General features: G+C 74.1%; 23 protein-coding genes. 13 read left to right on the top strand and 10 right to left on the bottom strand.

Translation table 11 applies throughout. The annotated features are described in order from the left end of the window. Entirely contained in the window at positions 1–981 is a 981-nt protein-coding gene (locus D7147_RS07610; protein ID WP_120675346.1) for a zinc-dependent alcohol dehydrogenase, read from the bottom strand. Between the two features lie 91 nt (positions 982–1,072). On the opposite strand from D7147_RS07610, the gene D7147_RS07605 reads away from it, so the two are divergent. The 7 genes from D7147_RS07605 to D7147_RS07575 all read left to right on the top strand — a co-directional run bounded on the left by D7147_RS07605 (position 1,073) and on the right by D7147_RS07575 (position 7,824). Next, on the top strand, positions 1,073–1,861 hold the full coding sequence (locus D7147_RS07605) for a CDP-alcohol phosphatidyltransferase family protein (RefSeq protein ID WP_120674977.1): 789 nt from the start codon (positions 1,073–1,075) through the stop codon (positions 1,859–1,861). Further along, entirely contained in the window at positions 1,861–3,612 is a 1,752-nt protein-coding gene (locus D7147_RS07600; protein ID WP_407663314.1) for an alkaline phosphatase family protein, read from the top strand. The genes D7147_RS07605 and D7147_RS07600 overlap by 1 nt, the downstream gene beginning before the upstream one ends. 75 nt (positions 3,613–3,687) lie before the next feature. Next, a complete protein-coding gene (locus D7147_RS07595; RefSeq protein WP_120674975.1) occupies positions 3,688–4,125 on the top strand; it encodes a MarR family winged helix-turn-helix transcriptional regulator in 438 nt (145 codons plus the stop codon). Further along, positions 4,122–5,534, top strand: coding sequence for an MFS transporter (locus tag D7147_RS07590; RefSeq protein ID WP_233562996.1), 1,413 nt, complete (start codon positions 4,122–4,124; stop codon positions 5,532–5,534). The genes D7147_RS07595 and D7147_RS07590 overlap by 4 nt, the downstream gene beginning before the upstream one ends. Before the next feature lie 56 nt (positions 5,535–5,590). Next, entirely contained in the window at positions 5,591–6,175 is a 585-nt protein-coding gene (locus tag D7147_RS07585) for a hydrolase (protein ID WP_120674973.1), read from the top strand. An 86-nt stretch (positions 6,176–6,261) separates the two neighbouring features. Further along, positions 6,262–6,597: a YciI family protein gene (locus D7147_RS07580; protein WP_120674971.1), complete on the top strand. Its 336-nt coding sequence runs from the start codon at positions 6,262–6,264 to the stop codon at positions 6,595–6,597. A 3-nt stretch (positions 6,598–6,600) separates the two neighbouring features. Next, the gene (locus D7147_RS07575) at positions 6,601–7,824 is read left to right on the top strand and encodes an RNA polymerase sigma factor (RefSeq protein WP_120674969.1); all 1,224 of its coding nucleotides are present in this window, start codon (positions 6,601–6,603) and stop codon (positions 7,822–7,824) included. Between the two features lie 6 nt (positions 7,825–7,830). Here the strand turns inward: D7147_RS07575 and D7147_RS07570 are convergent, their stop codons facing one another. The 4 genes from D7147_RS07570 to D7147_RS07555 form a co-directional block, all read right to left on the bottom strand. Beyond that, the gene (locus D7147_RS07570) at positions 7,831–8,514 is read right to left on the bottom strand and encodes an ABC transporter permease (RefSeq protein WP_120674966.1); all 684 of its coding nucleotides are present in this window, start codon (positions 8,512–8,514) and stop codon (positions 7,831–7,833) included. Next, positions 8,511–9,338 (bottom strand): ATP-binding cassette domain-containing protein, encoded by an 828-nt coding sequence (locus D7147_RS07565; RefSeq protein ID WP_120674964.1) that lies wholly within the window; start codon positions 9,336–9,338, stop codon positions 8,511–8,513. The genes D7147_RS07570 and D7147_RS07565 overlap by 4 nt, the downstream gene beginning before the upstream one ends. Continuing rightward, positions 9,335–9,673 (bottom strand): PadR family transcriptional regulator, encoded by a 339-nt coding sequence (locus tag D7147_RS07560; RefSeq protein WP_120674962.1) that lies wholly within the window; start codon positions 9,671–9,673, stop codon positions 9,335–9,337. Before D7147_RS07560 ends, D7147_RS07565 begins: the two co-directional genes overlap by 4 nt. Positions 9,674–9,815: 142 nt before the next feature. Continuing rightward, positions 9,816–10,574 (bottom strand): DNA-formamidopyrimidine glycosylase family protein, encoded by a 759-nt coding sequence (locus D7147_RS07555; protein ID WP_120674960.1) that lies wholly within the window; start codon positions 10,572–10,574, stop codon positions 9,816–9,818. On the opposite strand from D7147_RS07555, the gene D7147_RS07550 reads away from it, so the two are divergent. After that, positions 10,573–10,947: a hypothetical protein gene (locus tag D7147_RS07550; protein ID WP_120674958.1), complete on the top strand. Its 375-nt coding sequence runs from the start codon at positions 10,573–10,575 to the stop codon at positions 10,945–10,947. The genes D7147_RS07555 and D7147_RS07550 overlap by 2 nt on opposite strands. Before the next feature lie 3 nt (positions 10,948–10,950). On the opposite strand, the gene D7147_RS07545 is transcribed toward D7147_RS07550, so the two are convergent. Then, complete coding sequence (locus D7147_RS07545) at positions 10,951–11,727, bottom strand: maleylpyruvate isomerase family mycothiol-dependent enzyme (protein WP_120674956.1); 777 nt, start codon at positions 11,725–11,727, stop codon at positions 10,951–10,953. Between the two features lie 142 nt (positions 11,728–11,869). Between D7147_RS07545 and D7147_RS07540 the strand changes: the two genes are divergently transcribed. Beyond that, positions 11,870–12,679: an inositol monophosphatase family protein gene (locus D7147_RS07540; RefSeq protein WP_120674954.1), complete on the top strand. Its 810-nt coding sequence runs from the start codon at positions 11,870–11,872 to the stop codon at positions 12,677–12,679. Positions 12,680–12,752: 73 nt separating this feature from the next. Here the strand turns inward: D7147_RS07540 and D7147_RS07535 are convergent, their stop codons facing one another. Genes D7147_RS07535 through D7147_RS07520 form a run of 4 tightly spaced genes read right to left on the bottom strand, consistent with a single transcriptional unit; the run spans position 12,753 to position 17,096 of the window. Then, positions 12,753–14,303, bottom strand: a complete 1,551-nt coding sequence (locus D7147_RS07535; protein WP_120674952.1) for a long-chain-fatty-acid--CoA ligase — start codon at positions 14,301–14,303, stop codon at positions 12,753–12,755. Next, positions 14,300–14,764: a MaoC family dehydratase gene (locus tag D7147_RS07530; protein WP_120674950.1), complete on the bottom strand. Its 465-nt coding sequence runs from the start codon at positions 14,762–14,764 to the stop codon at positions 14,300–14,302. Before D7147_RS07530 ends, D7147_RS07535 begins: the two co-directional genes overlap by 4 nt. Then, positions 14,761–15,933 carry an acyl-CoA dehydrogenase family protein gene (locus tag D7147_RS07525; RefSeq protein WP_120674948.1) on the bottom strand — a complete coding sequence of 391 codons (1,173 nt, stop codon included), beginning with the start codon at positions 15,931–15,933 and terminating at the stop codon, positions 14,761–14,763. Before D7147_RS07525 ends, D7147_RS07530 begins: the two co-directional genes overlap by 4 nt. 23 nt (positions 15,934–15,956) lie before the next feature. Beyond that, the gene (locus tag D7147_RS07520; RefSeq protein ID WP_120674946.1) at positions 15,957–17,096 is read right to left on the bottom strand and encodes an acyl-CoA dehydrogenase family protein; all 1,140 of its coding nucleotides are present in this window, start codon (positions 17,094–17,096) and stop codon (positions 15,957–15,959) included. A 137-nt stretch (positions 17,097–17,233) separates the two neighbouring features. On the opposite strand from D7147_RS07520, the gene D7147_RS07515 reads away from it, so the two are divergent. From D7147_RS07515 to D7147_RS07500, 4 genes are all read left to right on the top strand, one after another. Then, positions 17,234–17,899 carry a TetR/AcrR family transcriptional regulator gene (locus tag D7147_RS07515; protein ID WP_120674944.1) on the top strand — a complete coding sequence of 222 codons (666 nt, stop codon included), beginning with the start codon at positions 17,234–17,236 and terminating at the stop codon, positions 17,897–17,899. A gap of 51 nt (positions 17,900–17,950) precedes the next feature. Further along, positions 17,951–19,369 carry an aldehyde dehydrogenase family protein gene (locus D7147_RS07510; protein WP_120674942.1) on the top strand — a complete coding sequence of 473 codons (1,419 nt, stop codon included), beginning with the start codon at positions 17,951–17,953 and terminating at the stop codon, positions 19,367–19,369. Next, a complete protein-coding gene (locus D7147_RS07505; protein ID WP_120674940.1) occupies positions 19,366–20,439 on the top strand; it encodes an alcohol dehydrogenase catalytic domain-containing protein in 1,074 nt (357 codons plus the stop codon). Before D7147_RS07510 ends, D7147_RS07505 begins: the two co-directional genes overlap by 4 nt. A 108-nt stretch (positions 20,440–20,547) precedes the next feature. Continuing rightward, complete coding sequence (locus D7147_RS07500; RefSeq protein WP_120674938.1) at positions 20,548–21,087, top strand: GNAT family N-acetyltransferase; 540 nt, start codon at positions 20,548–20,550, stop codon at positions 21,085–21,087. The last annotated feature ends 69 nt before the right edge of the window (positions 21,088–21,156 follow it).

Below are 21,156 nucleotides of genomic sequence, written 5' to 3'. Positions count from 1 at the left end.
TTACTCCTCGTCGTAGGTGATGAGGTGGCAGAGCGCGGGCAACTCGCCCGACGTCAGGCGGCCCAGCACGTCCGGCAGCTCCGCGAAGCGGGAGGTGCCGGTGATCAGGGCGTCGAACACGGGATCGGCGAGCAGGTCCAGGGCGAGACCGAGCCGGTCGGCGTAGCTGCGGCTGGCCCGCCGGGCCGGCGCGACCATGCCCACCTGGCTGCCGCGGACGGTCAGCCGTCCGCTGTGGAACGCCCCGCCCAGCGACAGCTCCACGGGCCGGTCGCCGTACCAGCTCAGCTCCACGACCGTGCCCTCGGGCCGGAGCAGCTCCAGCGAGCGTTGCAGCCCGGCGCCGGTGGCGCTGGCGTGCACCACGAGATCCCGCCCGCCGCTCGCCCGCTGCGGCGACACGAAGTCCACCCCGAGCGCCTCGGCGACCCCCGCCCGGCCGGGGTCGGTGTCGACCAGTTCGACGTGCACGCCGGGGAAACGGGCGAGCAGGGCCGCGACGGAGCAGCCGACCATGCCGGCGCCCACCACCGTGACCCGGTCGCCGACCAGCGGCGGGGCGTCCCAGAGCGCGTTCACCGCCGTCTCCACCGTGCCCGCCAGCACCGCCCGCCCGGGCGGCACCCCGTCGGGCACCGGCACCACCGCCGAGGCCGGCACCACGTACGCGGTCTGGTGCGGGTAAAGGCAGAAGACGGTGCGGCCCAGCAGGTCGACCGGCCCCTGCTCGACGACACCGACGTTGAGGTAGCCGTACTTCACCGGCGCGGGAAACTCGCCCTCCTGGAACGGGGCGCGCATCACCGCGTACTGGTCGACCGGCACCCGACCGGCGAAGACCAGCGTCTCGGTGCCCCGGCTCACCCCGGAGCAGCGGGTACGCACCAGCACCTCGTCCGGGCCGGGATCCGCCAGCCGTACCGGACGGATCTCGCCGTTCCCGGGCGTGTCGAGCCAGAAGGCGTGGGCCTCACGGGTCACCGGCTGCTCCTCACTGCGCGGCCGGTCGAACCGAACGGCCACCAATTCCGTGTCCCCTGGCAGGGGCGTCGATCATAAACACGGAGGCACGGTGCGAACGGTTCGAACTGGTCCCTTGGTCGGTCTGGTCAGCCAGGTCGTCATCCTCGCCGCGCTGGCCGGGACGGTCGGTCTGGGCGGCGCGGGCTGGCTGGCCGGCGTCGGCTACGCCGTCCTGAGCTGCGCCGCGCTGACCCGCGGTATGCGCCGCGCCGGAACCGAGAGACTCGGCCCGGCGGACCGGGTGACGCTCACCCGGTCGGTGCTGGTCGGCGCGGTGACCGCGCTGACCGCGGACGCGATCGGCCGGCCCGCGCCGACCGGGCTGCTGGTGACCCTCACCGCCGTGGCGCTGCTGCTCGACGCCGTGGACGGGAAGGTGGCCCGCCGCACCGGCACCGCCAGCGAGCTCGGGGCGCGCTTCGACATGGAGGTCGACTCGTTCCTGCTGCTCGTGCTGAGCGTGCACGTCGCCCCGTACGCCGGGATCTGGGTGCTCGCCATCGGCGGGATGCGGTACGCGTTCGTCGTCGCCGGCTGGGCGCTGCCGTTGATGCGGGGAACGCTGCCGCCCCGGCACTGGCGCAAGGTGGTCGCGGCCACCCAGGGGATCGTGCTGACCGCTGCCGCCCTGCTGCCGGGCACGCCGACGACGCTGCTGATCGTGGTGGCGCTGGCCCTGCTCGTCGAGTCGTTCGGCCGTGACGTGCTCTGGTTGTGGCGGCACCGCCCGCTGCGCCCCGGCTTCCGCCCGACGCTGCCCGCGCAGCCGCACCCGGAGACCACGTCGGCGCGACCGCCGGCGCTGGCCGGGTCCCGTGGCGACGGGTGGGTGCTGTGATGTCGTCTCGGGCCTCCCGCCGCCGCACCGACGACCGGGTCTCCGAACCGGCGACCGCCGCGCCCGGGGAGGGCGTGACCGTGGCGGACGCGGAGCCCTTCCCGGCCGGGAAGAGCGCGCCCGACGGTGGCGTCGCCCGGCCGCTGTGGCGGCGGATCGCCTCCGGCGCGCTCACCGGGCTCGCCGCTCTCCTGCTCTTCGCGGTGCTGGTCGGGCCGGACCGCGCCGACCGGCTCACCGTCGGCACGTTCCTGCGCATCCCCCTGGAGGGGCTGCTGGGCCTCGCCCTGCTGCTCGCCCTGCCGCCGCGCGGGCGACGGGTGGCCGCGCTGGTGGCCGGCCCGCTGCTCGGCGCGCTGGCCGTGTTGAAGGTCGCCGACCTGGGCTTCCACACGACCCTGGCCCGGCCGTTCGACCTGGTGCTCGACTGGTCGCTGCTGGACGACGCGTTCGGCTTCGTCAGCGAGGCGGCGGGCCGGACCGGCGCGATCGGCGCCGCGGTGGGGGCGGCGCTGCTCGCCGCCGCCCTGCTGCTCTCCATGACTGTCGCGGTGCGGCGGGTGGCCCGCGCGGTCGCGGGGCACGACCGCGCCTCGACGCGGGCGGTCGCCGTGCTGACGGTGGTGTGGGTGGCGTGCGCCGCGTTCGGCGTGCCGGTGGCCGACTCGGGGACGAGCACCCTGGTGGGGGCGCACGCGGCGCAGGTACGGGAGCGGCTGCGCGACCGGGACGCCTTCGCCACCGAGATCGTCGCCGACCCGTTCCAGGACGCCCCGGGCGACCAACTGCTCACCGGTCTGCGCGGCAAGGACGTGGTGCTCACGTTCGTGGAGAGCTACGGGCGCAGCGCGATCGAGGACCCGGGGCTCGCCTCGGAGGTCAACCCGGTGCTCGACGCCGGGTACGACCGGCTGCGGGCGCAGGGGTACGCGGCACGCAGCGGCTTCCTCACCTCCCCGACCGCGGGCGGCGGGAGCTGGCTGGCCCACGACACCCTGCTGTCGGGCCTCTGGATCGACAACGAGCAGCGCCACCGGGCCCTGCTCGCCAGCGACCGGCTCACCCTCAACGGCGCGTTCCGCCGGGCCGACTGGCGGACGGTCGGGGTGCTGCCGGCGGCCACCCAGCCCTGGCCGGAGGGGGTCTTCTTCGGCTACGACCGCTACTACGACTGTGCCGCGCTCGGCTACCGCGGCACGAAGTTCGCCTACGCCCCCATGCCCGACCAGTACACCCTGGCACGCTTCCAGCGCACCGAGCGCGCCGAGGCGGACCGGCCACCGGTGATGGCGGAGATCCCGTTGATCTCCAGCCACTCGCCCTGGACGGCGGTGCCCCGGCTCGTCGGCTGGGACGAGGTCGGCGACGGTTCGATCTTCGCGCGGGACGCGAACCGTATCGAGAGCGCACCGGACGAGGCCCGAACCGGCTACCGGCGGGCGATCGCATACTCGCTGGCGACGCTGATCTCCTACGTCGAGACGTACGGCGACGAGGACCTGGTGCTGATCTTCCTCGGCGACCACCAGCCGGCGCCGGTGGTGACCGGCCCGGACGCCGGCCGGGACGTGCCGATCACGATCGTCGCGCGGGATCCGGCGGTGCTCGACCGGATCGCCGACTGGGGCTGGCAGGACGGGCTACGTCCCGGGCCGGACGCCCCGGTCTGGCCGATGAACGCGTTCCGCGACCGGTTCCTCACCGCGTTCGGGTCGACGCCGGGCGCGGCGCTCGCCCATCCGGGGCGGTGACCTGCCGGCTGTTCCACGGCTCACAGTCTTCAGCCTGAACTGTGCAGTCTGAGCTGATGGTTCTACCGTGAAGCGGTGACCGGGATCTCCGCCGAAGCCGTACGCGCCGCGCACGAGCTGCGCGTCGTGTTCAGCCGGCTCCGCCGCCAACTGCGTGAGGTCGCCGACCGCAACGGACTCACGCCCTCCCAGGTCTCCGTGCTGAGCCGCCTCGCGACCGGTGGCCCGGCCTCCGCCAGCGACCTGGCCGCCGCCGAGCGGGTCCGGCCGCAGTCGATGGCCGCGATCCTCGCCCCGCTGACCGAGCAGCGGCTCATCGCCCGTACGCCCGACCCGACCGACGGCCGGCGGCAGCTCGTGTCGCTGACGGCCGCCGGGCAGGCGCGCGTGGCGGGCGACCGGCAGGCCCGCGAGGAGTGGCTGGCCCGCGCCCTCCAGGAGCGGTACACCGACGCCGAGCGAGCCGCCATCGTCGAGGCGCTCGCCCTGCTCGACCGCCTGACCGGATCGTGACCGCCCCCGCCACCGGAGCGGAGGCGGCGAGGCGGAGCGACCGCCGACCGACCGGCTTCGACCGCCGACTCGTCGCGCCGATGATCCTCGGCGCGGTGCTCAACCCGATCAACTCGTCGATGATCGCCGTGGCGTTGATCCCGATCGGGGCGGCGTTCGGCGCGCCCCCGTCGCGTACGGCCTGGCTGGTCTCGGCCCTCTACCTCGCCACCGCGGTCGGGCAGCCCGTCGTCGGGCGGCTCGTCGACCGGTACGGACCGCGCCGGCTCTACCTCGTGGGCACGGCGCTGACCGGCGTGGCCGGCGTGCTCGGCACCGTCGCACCGTCGCTGGGGGTGCTGGTGGTGGCCCGGGTGCTGCTCGGCATCGGCACCTGCGCCGGCTACCCGGCCGCCATGTCCCTGCTGCGGCACGAGTCGCGGCGCACCGGGCAGGACAACCCGGGCGGGGTGCTCACCGCGCTGGCGATCTCCGCGCAGACCGTCTCCGCCGTCGGGCCCTCCCTCGGCGGCCTGCTGATCGGGCTCGGCGGCTGGCACACCATCTTCGCGGTCAACATCCCGCTCTCGGCGGCCTGCCTGATCCTCGGCGCGATGCGGATGCCGAGAAGCACCGCGACCGCGCCGGGCGGCGGGCTGGACCTGCCGGGGATGGCGCTCTTCGCCGGCCTGCTCGGCGCGGTGCTGCTGCTCCTGATGAACCCCCGGGTGGAGTACCTCTGGCTGCTCCCGGTCGCGGTGGCCGCCGGCGCCGGGCTGGTCGTACGCGAACTGCGCACCACCGACCCGTTCCTCGACCTGCGGGTGCTCGGCGGGAACCTGCCGCTGATCGCCACGTACGCGCGCAACCTGCTCACCTTCACCGTCTCGTACGCCTGGCTCTACGGCTACACCCAGTGGCTCGAGGAGGGCCGGGGGCTCTCCGCCTCGACGGCCGGGCTGATCCTGCTACCGCTCTTCCTGACCGCGATCGCGGTCTCGGCGTTGACCGGCCGGCGGCGCGGGGTGCGCGGCAAGCTGCTGGTCGGCGCCGTCACCCAGCTCGCCGCCTGCGGCCTGCTGCTCGTGGTGCATCCCGGCAGCGGCACCTGGCTGCTGGTCGCCGTCGCGATGCTCGCCGGCGTGCCCCAGGGGCTGCTCGGCCTGGCCAACCAGAACGCCCTCTACCACCAGGCCGAACCGGCCCGGATCGGGTCCTCGGCCGGGCTGCTGCGCACCTTCACCTACCTCGGCGCGATGGTGGCCGCAGCCGCCAGCGCGGCCACCTTCGGCGACGGCGCGGACACCGCCGGGCTGCACGAGCTGGCGCTCGTGATGCTCGTCAGCGTCGTACTGCTGCTGCTCGTGGTCCTGGTGGACCGCTCGCTGCGGCGGATCGGCAGGCCGACCGACTCGACGACGGCGGCCTGACCCACTTCGGGGCGGCTCCGGCCGGCCCCGCCCACCGAACCGGAAGGAACGAACCGATGGCCCTCACCACTCTCGACCCGCGTACCGCGCTGGTCCTGATCGACCTCCAGCGCGGCATCGTCGCCGCGCCCACCGCCCCTTACCCGGCGGCGGAGATCGTCGCCCGTGGCGTCCAGCTCGCCGACGCCTTCCGCGCGCACGGCGCTCCCGTGGTGCTGGTCCGGGTCACGACCGCTCCCGACGGCGCGGACGCCGCCCCGGGGCGAACCGATCGCGGACCGGCCGGCGGCAGCCGCCCGAAGGGCTGGGACGTGCTCGTCGACGAGCTCGGCGGCCACCCGGGCGACCTCGTGGTCACCAAGCGCAACTGGGGCGCCTTCTACGGCACCGACCTCGACCTGCAGCTGCGCCGCCGGGGCGTGACCCAGATCGTGCTCGGCGGCATCGCCACCAGCATCGGCGTGGAGTCGACGGCCCGCGCCGCGCACGAGCACGGTTACCACGTCACCCTGGCCACCGACGCGATGACCGACCTCGACGCCGAGGGGCACCGCAACAGCGTCGAGCGGATCTTCCCCCGACTCGGCGAGACCGGCACCACCGCCGAGATCATCGAGCTGCTGGCACGTACCCGCAGCTGATCGGCGAAGATTTCCGTCCGGGCGCTGTCCGGAACGGGCCGACCCGTTCGTCACCCTGGTGAAGGCACCACACCGAGGAGTGAGCGATGAAGTACCTGATGTTCGTCTGCACCGACACCGAACCGGACACCGACCCGACCGCGGCGCCCGACGTCGAGAAGTGGGTGGCCGAGCGCGACGCGAACGGCCAACGGCTGATGGGCGACCGGCTCGCACCCCCGACCGCGGCCACCACGGTCCGCGTCCGGGGAGGTGAGCTGCTGCTCAGCGACGGCCCGTTCGCCGAGACCACGGAGGTGATCGTGGGATTCGACCTGCTGGAGTGTGCCGACCTGGACGAGGCGATCGACGTGGCCCGTAGCCACCCGATGGCGTACGCGGGCCGGATCGAGCTGCGCCCGTTCTTCGACCCGAACGCCTGATCCGTGTCGGACGCGTCCCGGGCGCTCGCCACGGCAAGTCAGGAGTCGTTCGGTCGGATCGTGGCCGCGCTGATCCGGGTCACGGGCGACTGGACGCTCGCCGAGGACTGCGCCCAGGACGCGCTGGCGCTCGCGGTCGAGCGCTGGTCCCGGGACGGTGTGCCCGCGAATCCGGGCGGCTGGCTCATGACGGTCGCCCGGAACCGGGCCGTCGACGTGCTGCGCCGCGCCGACGTCGAACGCCGCAAGCTGCGCGAACTGGCGCTGCTCGCCGATCAGGAAACCGTACCGCCGGCCACCGGTGAGGAGGATGTGGTGGACGACCGGCTGCGGCTCATCTTCACCTGCTGCCACCCGGCACTCGCGCTGGAGGCCCGGGTCGCACTCACCCTGCGGACCGTCTGCGGGGTGCCCACCGCCGACGTCGCGCGAGCCTTCCTCGTGACCGATTCGACGATGACCCGGCGGCTGACCCGGGCCAAGACGAAGATCGCCCAGGCCGGTGTCCCCTACCGGGTGCCGACCGGGCGGACGCTGGTCGAGCGGCTGCCCGGGGTACTGGCCGTGCTCTACCTGCTCTTCACCCGGGGCTACGACGCCGATGGCGAGCCGGCGTTCGCCGACGAGGCGATCCGCCTGGCCCGGATGGTCGAGCGGTTGCTGCCCGGCCAGCCGGAGGTCTCGGGCCTGCTCGCGCTCTTCGTGTTCCAGCACTCCCGCCGCGCCGCCCGCCGCGACGCCGACGGCAACCTGCTCACCCTCGACCGGCAGGACCGCTCCCGCTGGGACCACGCCGCCGTCGCCGAGGGGCTCGACGTGCTGTCGCGGGCCGGCCAGGACGGCCCGTACGCCGTGCAGGCGCAGATCGCGGCCTGCCACGCCACGGCCCGCAGCAGCGCGGAGACGGACTGGACGGCCATCGCCGGCTGGTACGACCGGCTCGTCGAGCGGCAACCCACCCCGGTCGTACGGCTCAACCGCGCCGTGGCGCACGGCTACGCGTACGGACCGGCAGCCGGCCTGGCCCTGCTGTCGGAGGCGCGAGCCGGCGGCGCGCTCGACGGCTACCCGCCGGCGCTCGCCGTCGAGGCGGAGCTGACGGCCCGCCGGGGCGATCGAACGCGGGCCGCCCACCTCTTCCGGGCCGCCGCCGCGATGAGCGACGGGCCGACGGAGCGCCGGGCGCTCAGCAGCCGGGCCGACGAGCTGGCACCCGGTCTTGCGTGACGCCCCCTACGCGAAGCGCAGGTGCCGGCGTCGGCGCAGCCGCACGGCGGCCGCCACCGCGACCAGCAGGGTGAGGACGACCGCGAACGTGATCCCCTGGGTCAGCCCGCGGGTCAGGTACCCGCCGTCGGTGTGGTCGATGGCGTAGGTGCCGATCTCCCGGCTGAACCAGAACGGCAGCGCCCGGGTGGCCTGGTCCGCCGGGTCCATCACCATCTGCAGGCCGACCACGGTCAGCAGCACCAGCGTGCCCTCCAGCTCGCGCGGCAGCACGGCGCTCAGCAGCAGGCCGAACGGCGCGGCCACGACCACGGTCAGCGCCATGATGAGGGCGATCGCGCCGTACCGGACGTCGTGCTGGTCGACCAGGACGAGCACGAAGTACGGCGCGGAGAGCAGCGCCCCGACCGTCCAGAGCGCGAGCAGCCGCCCGAGGACGAGGTGCGCGCTGCGGTAGCCGGAGAGCCGCAGCCGGGGTTCGATGCCGCGCGCCGCGCTGCCCGCGAAGAGCGCCGCGGTGCTCAGCGCCCAGCCGAGGCCGAGGCAGACGAAGCGGATGGACTGGCCGAGGTGGTCACCGCGGCGGCTGAGGTAGAAGGCGAGCGGCAACAGCAGCAGGATGACGAGCACCGACCTGCGGCGCAGCAGCTCACGCAGCGCGGACTCGGCCACTACGAGGATCTTGGTCATGCGGCGCGCTCCCCGGGGGCGGTCAGGTCGAGCACGAGGTCGACCCGGTCGAGCTGGTTGAGCAGGTGGGTGACGACCACGATCGCCTTCCCGGCGTCGCGCCAGCGCCACACCTCGTGCCAGAAGTCGAGGTAGGTGCCCCGGTCGAAGCCCTGGTACGGCTCGTCGAGCAGCAGCACGTCCGGCTCGCCCAGCCGGGCCAGCACCAGGTTCAGCTTCTGCCGGGTGCCGCCGGAGAGGTGCCGGGCCTGCGTACCGGCCGGCGGCGTCCAGTCCAGCGCGGCAGCCCCCGTGCGGCCGGCCCGCCGGGCCGCCCCACGGGACAGGCCCCGGCCCGCGCCGACCAGCACGAAGTGCTCGTCCGGGTCGAGGAACTCGGCGGTGCCGCCGTCCTGCGGGCAGTAGCCGAGCGCCCCGTCGACCTGCACGGTCCCGGCGTCCGGGCTCACCAGGCCGGCGCAGATCCGCAGGAAGGTGCTCTTGCCGGCCCCGTTGGCGCCGACGACGGCCGCGATCTCCCCCGCCCGCACGGTGAGGTCCACCCGGTCGAGGACGGTCCGACCCCGGTAGCGCTTGGTGATGCCCCGCGCGCTGAGCCGTACCGGGCCGGGCCGCCGCCGGGGCGGGCGTTGGTCGGGGCCGCCGAGGCTGTCGGCGACCGCCCGGGCGTACGCCTGCGGCGGGCCGAAGACCTCCAGCGGCGGCTCCCCGCTCTCGGCCAGGTGGGTGGCCGCCTCGGCGACCACGTGTCCGGTCAGGTCGGGACCCACCCCGTGCCGGCGCAGTTCGCCGGTGAGGGCGGCGAGCCAGGCATCGTGGTTCACCGCTTCGCCTCCTCGGTCAGTATCACGCCGACGCTCGTCGCGAAGGCGCTCCAGTCGGTGGCGGCCGCGCGCAGCGCCGCGCTGCCGGCCGGGCTGATCCGGTAGTACTTGCGGGCGGGGCCGGTCCGCCCCTCCCGCCAGTGCGCGGTGAGCAGGCCGGATCGTTGCAACCGCAGCAGCACCGGATAGAGGGTGCCGCCCTGCACGGCGCCGAGCCCGTGGGCCCGCAGCGCCTGGGACAGCTCGTAACCGTAGGACTCGCCCCGGCTGAGCAGCGCGAGCACGCAGAGGTCGAGCACCCCGCGCAGCCACTGCGCCCGTCTCTCCTGGTCCATTCCGGCCGTTACCGCCGCGCCGCGCGGACGACGGCGGCGGACGCCGCTCCTGAGATCATGAGCCCGGACGATAGCCGCGCCACCTAGGTTGCGCAACTATCTATCGGTCGGCGCGACGCGGAAGGAGGCCGGGCCGCCGAGGTCAGCCCGGCGGGGCGGCGGGCTGGTCGACCGGGCAGGCGTAGGCGGTGCGGGCACCCAGCTCCCAGCGACGCACCGGGGCCCCGCACCGACGGCACTCGGCGCGCTTGTAGACCCACCGCTCGTCCGGCGCAGTCGGGTCACTGACCACCTGACCGGCGTCCCGCCCGAGCGCCAGGTACTCCGCCGCGAGTTCCCAGAGCCGCCGCGCGGCGGGCGCGCCGATCCGCCGGGCGTCGGGGTCGAGACCGGCGAGGAAGAGCAGCTCGGCGCGCCAGGCGTTGCCGATGCCCGCCCAGAGCGACTGGTCGAGTACGGCCGCGCCGACCGCGCCGCCGGCCGTGGCCAGCCGGCGCACCGCCTCGTCGGGGTCGGCGTCGGCCCGCAGCGGGTCCGGGCCGAGCGAGGCCCGCAGGGCGCGTTCACCGTCGCCCGGTAGCGGCTCGCACCGGATCGGCGCGATCAGGTCGTACGCGACCGCGCCGGTGGCGATCCGCAGCCGCACCCCCTTGCGGGGCGCGACGGCGGGGTCGTCGTGGCGCAGCCAGAGTCCCCGCATGCCGAGGTGCACGTGCAGGGGCGGGGCCTCGTCGAAGTGGTACAGCAGGTGCTTGCCGTACGCCTCGACCGCCGCGAGGGCACGCCCGGCGTACGGGCCCGGGTCGAAGCGGCCCTGCGGGCTGGTGAGCGTCGGGGTGCTGCCGGCGAGGGCGGCGTGCTGCGCCCGCGCGTACCGATGAATGAGGTGGCCCTCGGGCATGGCCGACGCGTACCCGGCCGTGGTGGCGTTTCACCCCCGGTGCCCGGGTTTCGGACACCGGATCGGGGAACTAAGGGGGAAGCAGGCCCGGCTGGAGGGATACGAGATGACCGTCAACCCGGACGACCCACTGCGCGCGGCACCGGAGGCGGACGCCCTGGAGCAGCGGCAGACGGTGGTGGACGACTCGGCGCAGGACGTCACCCCGACCACGCCACCGCTGGAGGTCAGCGAGGCGGACGTCGCCGAGCAGGGCGCACCACCGGCGGGCGAGCAGGATTCGCTCACCGCCCTGCCCGAGGACGCCAATCCGGCGGACGCCCTGGAGCAGCGCGAGTCGATCATTCCGGCCGACGAGGACCACCGGGACTAGCGCCTAGTCCTCCGGTTCCCAGGCGCGGAGCAGATCGAGCAGCTCCGGGTCCCCGTCGAGCTGCAGGGAGTGCGCCGGAATGCGGTCGTACAGGTAGAGCACCAGATCACTGGCCGTGCCGCGAACGGAGATGCCTGCCGCGTCCGGGTCCTCGCCGGCAGCGGGCAGCCGGGTGGTACGTGCACCGTCGCCGTCGGCCGTGAGGCGCCAGGAGCGGCCCTCGGTGGCGTGGAAGTCGAAGGCGGTGGGCTTGTGCGGCCAGGCGCTCGTGGTGAAGCAGGTGATGAACAGGGTCTCCTCGACACCGTCGAGCGCCACCTCGACCGGCAGTGCGGCCGGCTCGCCCACGGTGAGCTGGGCGTCGTAGGTGTGCACCGCGAACTCCTGGACCTGGTGCCGGGCGACGCCACCGGCGGTGTGCGGCGTCTGCGTGTTACCCCAGCCGGTGAAGCAGCCCTGGTCCGGGCCGGCCTCCCGCAGGGTCGCCAGCAACAGCTCGGTCGAGGCGGCCAGCCAGGTCAGCACGGCCTCGCGCTCCTGCGGCGCGACCGCGTCACCCTGGGCCGGGGTCCTGGACGTGGCGTCCGGCCCGGCGGCGACGGTGGCGGCCCAGCGGCGGCGGCCCTCGCCGATGTGCTGCACCAGGTCGGAGAGCGTCCACCCGGGGCAGGTCGGCACGGGCAGGTCGAGGCTGGGCGCGGCGGCGATCGCGGCGCGGAAGGCGGTGGCACGTTCGTCGATCAGCCGCAGCAGATCGGGAAACTCCAGAGTCTTGTGCACGGCGGTAGTTCATCATCATGACCCAATTTCCCGACAGCGGTTTTTCCCAGCCGGTACGGCGGGGACCTCCGGCCCAGGACCGGAGGCCGTGCACCGCGACCGCGCCGATCGACCATCCGCGGGTGATCTCTATCGTGGACGTATGTCGATCGAGGACCGGGATCTGGCGATAGCGGCGGCCGAGGCGGGAGCCGCCGTCGTACGGGCGAAGTACGGGGCGTCGCTGGCGCGCGTCGACAAGTCCGGCGGTGACTTCGCCACCGCCGCGGACATCGAGGCGGAGCACGCGATTATCGAGGTTCTGCGCACCGCCAGACCGGACGACGCCGTGACCGGCGAGGAGAGCGGACGCACGGGCGCCGACGACGCGGAGCGCAGGTGGCTCGTCGACCCGCTCTGCGGAACGCTGAACTACGCCGTGCGCACCATGCTGGTGGCGGTGAACGTCGCCCTGCGGACACGCCTCGGCGTCACGGTGGCCGCCTCGGCCGATCCGTTCACCGGCGAGGTGTTCTGGACCGACGGCACGGGCGCGTACGTGCGCCGCGACGGCGTCGACGAGCGGTTGACGCCGTCGGCCGAGTCCCGGCTGGTCGACGTCAACCTCGACCCGCCGTTTCCGAACGATCCGGCGTTCCGGGCCGTCCGGCTGCTGGCCGACCCGGAATTCGTGGCCGCTTTCCGTCCGCGCGTGGTCTCCACCACCCTGGCGGTGGCCTGGGTGGCGGCCGGCCGCCGGGCCGCCTACGTCACCGACGGCCACCTGGGTGACAGCGTGCACTTCGCCAGCGGGATCGCCCTGTGCCAGGCCGCCGGCTGCGTGGTGACCGGCATCCAGGGTCAGCCCCTGCACACCGGGGTGGGCGGGCTCGTCGTCGCGGCGGATCAGGACACGCACGCCGCCCTGCTGGCGCTCGTCGGCAGTCAGTTCGCGGCGGACCCCGCCCGGTAGCGACGCGGACGAGGAGCTGGTTACGACAGACGGTGGAGCCGCGGCCCGCAGGCTCCACCGTCAGGCCGCCGGGTCAGTCGACCGACTCCGCCGTCATCGTCCGCCGCAGCTCCCGCTTGAGCACCTTGTGGCTGGGGCCGATCGGCAGGGCGTCGACGTAGCGCACCTGGCGGGGGTACTTGTGCCGACCGAGGTGCTCCCGCGCCCAGTCGATCAGGTCCGCCTCGCTCGGCGCGCCTGGGCCGCCCGGATCGGGCACCACCACCGCGCAGATCTCCTCGCCGTGACGCGGGTCGGGCAGGCCGATCACCGCGACCTGGCCGACGGCGGGGTGGCGGGCCAGCGCCTCCTCGACCTCCCGGGGGTAGACGTTGAAGCCACCCCGGATGATCATGTCCTTCTTCCGGTCGACGATGGTGACGAACCCGTCGGCGTCCTTGTGGCCGAGGTCGCCGCTGCGGAACCAGCCGTCCACCACCGTCTCCGCGGTCGCCTCGGGCCGCCCGAGGTAGCCGGCGAAGACGTTGTGACCCCGGATGACGATCTCGCCCAGCTCGCCGGTGGGGAGCAGCTCGATCCGGTCGTCGACCTCGGCGCGGGCGATCTCCACCTCCACGCCCCAGACGGGATGGCCGACGGTGCCGGCGCGGGTGCCGAAGTGCGGTTGGTTGGTGGTGGCCGTGGGCGACGTCTCGGACAACCCGTAGCCCTCGAAGACGGCCGCGTCGAAGGTGCGGTGGAAGCGTTCCAGGACGGCGACCGGCAGCGACGCGCCACCGGAGACGCAGAGCCGCAGCCGGGGCAGGTCGTCGCGGCCCCGGGCCGCCTCCAGCAGCGCCACGTACATGGTCGGTACGCCGTGGAAGACGTTCACCCGCTCGCGCAGCATCAGGTCGATGGCGTCCGCTCCGGTGAACCGGGCGAGCAGCACCAGGGTCGCTCCGATGCGGAACGTGCCGTTCATGGCCACAGTCTGGCCGAAGCTGTGGAACAGCGGCAGGCAGCCGAGCACCACGTCGTCGCCGCGCGCGTCGTTCGCGTCGAAGACGTTCACCGTGGCGTTCAGCACGAGGTTGAGGTGGGTGAGCAGGGCGCCCTTCGGCACCCCGGTCGTGCCGCTGGTGTAGAGCACCACAGCGGTCTCCTCCGCCTCGCGGGTCAGGTACGACGGCAGCGGCGGCACCCGCTCGGCCACGTCCTCCAGGCGGGTGGCCTCGACCCCGGGCCCCGCCGGTCCGACCGTGACCAGCCGTACGCCGGCGGCGGCCGCGGCGGCCGCGCCCAGCGCGAGTTGGGAGGTGTGGCAGACCAGCGCCTTCGACCCGCTGTCGCGCAGCACGTACGCGGCCTCGTCGGCGGTGAGCAGCAGGTGCACCGGCACCAGCACCGCGCCCGCGGCGAGCGCGCCGTAGTAGACGCGGGGGAAGTCGACCACGTTCGGGGCGAGCAGGGCCACCGGGTCGCCGGGCGTGATGCCGAGCTCCCGCAGCCCGGCCGCGTAGCTGCGCGCCTCCAGCCACAGCTCGGCGTAGGTCACCCGGCTCTCGCCGTCGACCACGGCGACGGTGTCGGCGTGCCGGCGGGCGGACTCGGCGAGCACCATGGCGAGCGAGAGGGCGGTCATCGGGCCACCGCCCGGTAGAGGCGGCTGACCGTCTCGGCGACGCAGACCGGTTTGCCGCCCGCGTCGGTCTCGACGGTGACCGTGTTGACCACCTGCACCCCGCCGTCCACGGTGGAGACGTCGGTGAAGGTGGCGCTGGCCCGTACGGAGCTGCCGACCCGCAGCGGGGCGGGGAAGCGCACCCGGTTGAGCCCGTAGTTGACCCCCATGCCGACGCCCTGCACCCGGTAGAGCGTGCCGGCCAGCGCGGGCAGCAGCGACAGGGTGAGGTAGCCGTGGGCGACCGTGCCGCCGAATGGGCCGGCGGCGGCGCGCTCCGGGTCGACGTGGATCCACTGGTGGTCGTCGGTGGCGTCGGCGAAGAGGTCGACCCGCTTCTGGTCGATCGCCTGCCACGGGCCGGGGCCGACGGTCTCGCCGACCGCAGCGGCCAGCTCGTCGATCGAGGCGAAGGTCCTCATGCCAGCTGCCCTCCCAGCTTGGTGTACCCGCGCAGCAGGTCGCGGGAGATGATGAGCCGCTGCATCTCGTCGGTGCCCTCGAAGATCCGGTAGAGCCGGACCTGCCGGTACCACCGCTCGATGGGCAGCTCGCGGGTGTAGCCCATGCCGCCGTGGATCTGCAGGACCCGGTCCACCACCCGGTTGACCATGCCGGCGCCGTAGAGCTTCGCCATCGAGGAGGCGTGCCGCGGATCCAGGCCCTGGTCGACCGTCCAGGCCGCGCGCAGGATGAGCAGCCGGGCCGCCTCCAGCTCCGTCTCCGAGTCGGCGATCATCCACTGGATCGCCTGGTTCTCGCCGATCGGACGGCCGAAGGTCTCGCGGGTGTTGGCGTACGCGATCGCCATCCCCAGCGCCCGTTCGGCGATGCCGACCGCGTGCGAGGGGATCGTGTAGCGACCCTTGCCGATCCACTCCATGCCGAGCGTGAAGCCCTGCCCCGGCTCGCCGAGGATGTTGCGGTCGGGCACGCGTACGTCGTCGAAGACCAGCGAGGCCGGGCCGCCCTCCCCCATCGTCTGGATGAACTCGGAGCGCCAGCCCATCTCCCGGTCGACGAGGAACGCGGTGGCGCCGCCGCGCCGGGCGCCCTTCGCCGGGTCGGTGACCGCGATGACGATGGCGAAGTCGGCCTCGTTGCCGCCGGTGATGAAGGTCTTCTCCCCGTTGAGCACCCAGTCACCACCGTCCCGACGGGCGCTGAGCCTGATGTTGGCCGCGTCGGAGCCGGCGCCGGGTTCGGTGATCGCGAAGCAGCTGAACCGCTCCCCCTCGATGGTGGGCAGCAGGTACTCCCGCTTCTGCTCCTCGTCGCAGTGGAAGAGGATGTTGTCGGCCTCGCCGCCGAAGCGGAACGGCACGTACGAGCGGCCGATCTCGGTCCAGATCAGCGACTGGGTGACGGCGGGCAGGTCCATGCCGCCGTACTCCTGGGGCGTGGCGAGGCCCCAGAAGCCGAACTTGCGCGCCTTGAGCTGCAGTTCGCGCAGCTCGCCGCGGTCGAGGCCGGGCTGGTGCGCGCGTTCGCGGCGCAGCAGCTCCTGTTCGAGCGGGACGACCTCCCGGGTGATGAAGTCGCGGGCCGTGTCGCGGATGGCCCGCTGCTCGTCGGAGAGCGCGAAGTCCATGGTTCCTCCGGGGTGGTGAGGGGTCAGAACGCGGTCACACCGGTGAGCGCGCGGCCGATGAGCAGTTGCTGGATCTGGCTGGTGCCCTCGTAGAGGGTGGCGACCCGGGCGTCCCGTAGGTACTTGCCGACCGGGTACTCGTCGATATAGCCGTACCCGCCGAAGACCTGCACGGCGTTGTCGGCGGCGCGGACGGCGGCCTCGCTGGCGAAGAGCTTGGCCATGGACGCCTCGGTGGCGAAGGGCTGCCCGCTGTCGATCAGGTCGGCCACCTGCCAGACCAGCAGCCGGGCGGCGGCGGTGTCGACGGCGAGGAGTTGCTGCACGAGTTGGTGACCGGCGATCGGCTTGCCGAACTGGGTGCGTTGCCCGGCGTAGGTGACCGCCGCGTCCAGGCAGCCCTGGGCGATGCCGACGCAGCCGGCCGCGACCGACATCCGTCCCTTGGCGAGGGTGCCGAGCGCGAGACGGAATCCGGCGCCCTCGTCGCCGAGGCGGGCCGCGTCGGGCACCCGCACCCCGTCCAGGTGCAGCTCGGCGGTGGCCTGCCCGCGCAGGCCCAGCTTGCCGCGGATCTCGCGGCGGGACAGGCCGGGGCTCTCGGTGGAGACCAGGAACGCGGTGATGCCGCGGTGACCGGGGCCGCCGGTGCGGGCGAAGAGGAGCGCGACGTCGGCGGTGGTGCCGTTGGTGATGAACGTCTTCGTGCCGGTGAGCAGCCAGTCGGCGCCGTCGCGGACGGCCCGGGTGGCGAGCGCGGCGGCGTCCGATCCGCTTCCCGGTTCGGTCAGGGCGAAGCAGCCGAGGGCGGCGCCGGAGCAGAGCCCGGGCAGCCACCGCGCCCGCTGCTCGGGGGTGCCGTGCGCGGCGATCGACTTGGCCACCAGGCCCAGTGAGACGGAGACGATGCCGCGTACGGCGGAGTCGCCGCGCCCCAGCTCCTCCAGCACGAGGCAGTACGACAGGTGGTCGCCGCCGGAGCCGCCGTCGGTCTCGGGGACGGTCAGGCCGAGGAAGCCCAGCTCGCCGAGGAGACCGACGATCGCGGGGTCGACCGCCTCGTGCCGGTCCCACCGGGCCGCGTGCGGCCGCACCTCTCGGTCGACGAACTCGGCGGCGAGTCGGCGGACCGCCGTCTGCTCGGCGGAGAGACGCAGGTCCATGAGGCATAAACTAGCGCTGCAAGTTAAAGTCCGTCCAGACCCGGTTGTGGCAGAGTTTCCGGCGGGCCACCGGGCAGCCGGCGACCCCGCAACCGGGCGGCGACCCGCCCGGCGACCGAGCGAAGGAGGAGAACGGGATGCCCCGGCCGCGGCAGGCGCTGCTCAGCCGGCAGCGGATCATCGAGGCCGCCGCCGCGCTGATCGACGCCGAGGGGCTGGAGGCCTTCTCCACCCGCCGGCTCGCCGCCGAACTCGGCGTACGCGGGCCCTCGCTCTACAACCACTTCGCCACTAAGGACGAGATCCTCGACGCGGTCGCGGACAGCGTCACGTCCCAGGTGGACGTGTCGTTCTTCGGGAAGGTCGACTGGCGGGAGGCGCTGCGCCGCTGGGGCCTCTCCTACCGGGCGGCGCTCGCCGCGCACCCGAACATCGTGCCGTACCTGGCCCGCGGCCCGGGACGCCGACCGGCCGCGCTCGCCATGGCCGACGCGGTCTACGGCGGGCTCGTCGACGCGGGCTGGCCGCCCGCCCGGGCCACCCACATCGGCGCGCTGATGCGGTACTTCGTGGCCGGCTCGGCGCTCGGCTCGTTCGCCCGTGGCTTCGTCGAGGACCCGGGGCTCTACGCGGAGCAGTACCCGCACCTGACCCAGGCGCACCGGCTCCCCGAGCACCAGCAGCAGGTGGACGAGGGCGCGTTCGCGCTCGGCCTGGACGCGCTCGTCGACGGGCTGTCGCGCACGTACGAGCGCCAGGTCGGGCCGGTGCCGCCCCTCCCGCCGGCCGCTGACGCGTACTAGGGTCAGTCCAAACTTGCACCGCTAGTTTTGTCGACACACGTGAGGGGCGCGATGGATCTCGCACGGACCGACCTCTACCTCGACGGTCGTTGGGTCACCCCCTCCGACGCCTCGCCCCTCCCGGTGCACAACCCCGCCACCGAAGAGGTCATCGCGACCGTGCCGGCGGGCACCGCCGCCGATGTGGACCGGGCCGTGGCCGCTGCCCGGGCCGCCTTCGACGGGTGGGCCGCGACCACGCCGACGCAGCGCGCCGCGCACCTGGACCGGCTGCACGCCGCGCTCTCCGCCCGGGCCGACGAGATCGCCCGCACCGTGGCGCTGGAGCTGGGCGCACCGCTGAAGGTGGCCTCCCGCGTCCAGGCCGGCCTACCGCTCACCGTGCTGTACAGCTACGTCGAGCTGGCCGCCCACTCCGCGGCCGAGGAGACGGTCGGCAACTCCACTGTGGTCCGCGAGCCGGTCGGCGTGGTCGGCGCGATCACCCCCTGGAACTACCCGCTGCACCAGGTGGTGGCGAAGCTCGCCCCGGCGCTCGCGGCCGGCTGCACCGTGGTGCTCAAGCCCGCCGAGCTGACCCCACTCGTGTCGTACCTGCTCTTCGACGCGATCCACGAGGCCGGTCTCCCGCCGGGCGTCGTCAACCTGGTCACCGGCACCGGCCCGGTCGTCGGCGAGGCGATCGCCGCCCACCCCGACGTGGACATGGTCTCCTTCACCGGCTCCACCGCGACCGGCCGACGGATCTCGCACCTCGTGGCGGACCGGATCGCTCGGGTGGCGCTCGAACTGGGCGGCAAGTCGGCGAACGTGATCCTCGACGACGCCGACCTGGTGACCGCCGTGAAGGTCGGGGTCGGCAACGCGTTCCTCAACTCCGGGCAGACCTGCGCCGCCTGGACCCGGATGCTCGTGCACCGGTCCCGCTACGACGAGGCGGTGGAGCTGGCCGGCAAGGCCGCCGCGGGCTACCGGCTCGGCGACCCGTTCGACCCGGCCACCCGGCTGGGCCCGCTCGTCTCGGCCGAGCAGCGGGAGCGGGTGCTCGGGCACGTCACCCGCGGACTCGCCGACGGCGGCCGACTCGTCGCCGGCGGCCCGGACGCCCCGGTGCCCGACCGCGGCTGGTACGTCGCGCCGACCGTTCTCGCCGACGTCGACCCGGAGAGCGCGCTCGCCCAGGAGGAGGTCTTCGGCCCGGTCCTCGCGATCATCCCGGTCGACGACGACGAGCACGCCGTGACCGTGGCGAACAACTCCCGCTACGGCCTGGCCGGCGCGGTCTGGTCGACGGACGAGGAGCGGGCTCTCCGGGTGGCCCGGCGGATGCGCACCGGCGCGGTCGACGTCAACGGCGCCCCGTTCAACCCGCTCGCCCCGTTCGGCGGGTACAAGCAGTCCGGCATCGGCCGGGAGCTGGGCCGCCACGGACTGGCCGAGTTCCTCCAGACGAAGGCGATCCAGCGGTGAGGGCGCTGGTCGCCCGCGGCGTCGGCGAGCCGCCCCGGGTCGAAGAGGTCGAGCTGCCCGACCCGGCGCCGGGCGAGGTGCGGGTGGCCGTACGGGCGGCCGGGGTCTGCCACTCCGATCTCTCCATGCTGAACGGCACCGTCGCCGCGCCGTACCCGCTCGCGCTCGGCCACGAGGCGGCCGGCGTGGTCACCGAGACCGGTGCGGACGTCACCCGGGTCGCGCCCGGCGAGCACGTGGTGCTCAACTGGGCGCCACCGTGCCGCCGGTGCTGGTACTGCGGGCGCGACGAGCCGTGGCTCTGCGAGCGCGGTGGCGTGCCCGCGATGGCCCGGGGCCGTACGGCGGCCGGTGAGCCGCTGCACGTCACGCTCGGCCTCGGCGCGCTCGCCGAGGAGGTGGTGGTCCCCGAGACCGCCGTCATCCCGGTCCCCGCCGAGCTGCCGTTCGAAGCCGCCGCGCTGCTCGGCTGCGCCGTGCTGACCGGGGTCGGCGCGGTCCGCCGGACCGCCGGGGTGGCGCGCGGCGAATCCGTCGTCGTGATCGGCCTCGGCGGGGTGGGGCTGTCGGTCGTGGGCGCCGCCCGGGCCGCCGGCGCCGACCCGGTGCTCGCCGTCGACGTGTCGCCGACCAAGGCGAAGCTCGCGCTCGCCGCCGGGGCGACCGAGTTCCTGCTCTCCGACGACTCGCTCAGCCGCGCGGTACGCGGACGCACCGACCGGCGGGGCGCCGACCACGCCTTCGAGTGCGTCGGGCGGGGCAGCACCATCCGCGCCGCGTGGCGGGCCGCCCGCCGGGGCGGCACGGTGACCGTGGTGGGTATGGGTGCCAAGGACGACGTGGTGCCGCTCAGCGCGCTGGAGATCTTCCACTCGGCCCGTACGCTGCGCTCCTCCGTCTACGGCTCGTCCGACCCGGACCGGGACGTGCCGGCGCTGGCCCGGTCGGTGCTCGACGGTTCGCTGGACCTCGCGCCGCTGATCAGCGACCGGACCGACCTGGACGGCGCGGCGGCCGCCTTCGACCGGATGGCCCGGGGCGAGGGCGCCCGCACCGTCGTCGTCCCGTGAAGCCGGCTCGTCGGGCCTGGCCCGGTAGCTGCGGTTGCGGGCCAGGCCGGCGCATCGACCGGTTCGCAGGTCTTGATCGCTGCCGAATCTGCTGATTGGCTGGCCGCCATGACCGAACTCGGACCCGTCGCCTGGCCGCCCGAGCCCATCCGGACCGAGAGGCTCGTGCTCCGCGAGTCCGCGGCCCGGGACCGCCCGGCGTTCATCGAGCTGCTGGCGTCGCCGGAGGTGAACACCTACCTCGGCGGCCCCCGGCCGCGTGACGAGCTGGAACGCGAGCTGCCCGGAACGCCCGAGCGGTGGCCCGGGAGCTTCGTCGTCGATCTCGACGGGGCGATGATCGGTCAGATCCTGCTCAGGAGAGCGACGGAGCACCGTCGCCCGGCCGCTGCGGGAAAGGCCGATCTCGGTTACCTGTTCCTGCCGCGAGCGTGGGGATTCGGGTACGCCGCCGAGGCGTGCGCGGCGGCCCTCGACTGGTTCGACGGCGTCCTTCCCGGCGAGCCGGTGGTGCTCACCACCCAGACCGCCAACGTCGGCTCGATGCGCCTCGCGGCGAAGCTGGGGTTCACCGAGGTGGAGCGGTTCCGTGCCTGGGACGCCGAGCAGTGGCTCGGCCTGCGGCCCCCGGTCACGCCGTCTGCCTGAACCCGGGCCCGGCGGTGCTGCCAGGCGTGTGTCGAAGTCCTCGGTCGGCCAGGGACTTTGACACCCGCC

Source organism: Micromonospora musae (assembly GCF_003626545.1).
GTDB classification, from domain to species: Bacteria; Actinomycetota; Actinomycetes; order Mycobacteriales; family Micromonosporaceae; genus Micromonospora; species Micromonospora musae.
Note: the sequence above shows the minus strand (reverse complement) of the source record. Positions and strands in the feature narration are given on the sequence as shown.

Excerpts from the sequence above, each read along its gene's own strand:
- D7147_RS07600 (WP_407663314.1), top strand. The coding sequence starts at position 1,861 with ATGTCGTCTCGGGCCTCCCGCCGCCGCACCGACGACCGGGTCTCCGAA.
- D7147_RS07585 (WP_120674973.1), top strand. The coding sequence starts at position 5,591 with ATGGCCCTCACCACTCTCGACCCGCGTACCGCGCTGGTCCTGATCGAC.
- D7147_RS07580 (WP_120674971.1), top strand. The coding sequence starts at position 6,262 with ATGAAGTACCTGATGTTCGTCTGCACCGACACCGAACCGGACACCGAC.
- D7147_RS07570 (WP_120674966.1), bottom strand. The coding sequence starts at position 8,514 with ATGACCAAGATCCTCGTAGTGGCCGAGTCCGCGCTGCGTGAGCTGCTG.
- D7147_RS07560 (WP_120674962.1), bottom strand. The coding sequence starts at position 9,673 with ATGGACCAGGAGAGACGGGCGCAGTGGCTGCGCGGGGTGCTCGACCTC.
- D7147_RS07550 (WP_120674958.1), top strand. The coding sequence starts at position 10,573 with ATGGCCGACGCGTACCCGGCCGTGGTGGCGTTTCACCCCCGGTGCCCG.
- D7147_RS07555 (WP_120674960.1), bottom strand. The coding sequence starts at position 10,574 with ATGCCCGAGGGCCACCTCATTCATCGGTACGCGCGGGCGCAGCACGCC.
- D7147_RS07540 (WP_120674954.1), top strand. The coding sequence starts at position 11,870 with ATGTCGATCGAGGACCGGGATCTGGCGATAGCGGCGGCCGAGGCGGGA.
- D7147_RS07535 (WP_120674952.1), bottom strand. The coding sequence starts at position 14,303 with ATGACCGCCCTCTCGCTCGCCATGGTGCTCGCCGAGTCCGCCCGCCGG.
- D7147_RS07530 (WP_120674950.1), bottom strand. The coding sequence starts at position 14,764 with ATGAGGACCTTCGCCTCGATCGACGAGCTGGCCGCTGCGGTCGGCGAG.
- D7147_RS07525 (WP_120674948.1), bottom strand. The coding sequence starts at position 15,933 with ATGGACTTCGCGCTCTCCGACGAGCAGCGGGCCATCCGCGACACGGCC.
- D7147_RS07520 (WP_120674946.1), bottom strand. The coding sequence starts at position 17,096 with ATGGACCTGCGTCTCTCCGCCGAGCAGACGGCGGTCCGCCGACTCGCC.
- D7147_RS07515 (WP_120674944.1), top strand. The coding sequence starts at position 17,234 with ATGCCCCGGCCGCGGCAGGCGCTGCTCAGCCGGCAGCGGATCATCGAG.
- D7147_RS07510 (WP_120674942.1), top strand. The coding sequence starts at position 17,951 with ATGGATCTCGCACGGACCGACCTCTACCTCGACGGTCGTTGGGTCACC.
- D7147_RS07500 (WP_120674938.1), top strand. The coding sequence starts at position 20,548 with ATGACCGAACTCGGACCCGTCGCCTGGCCGCCCGAGCCCATCCGGACC.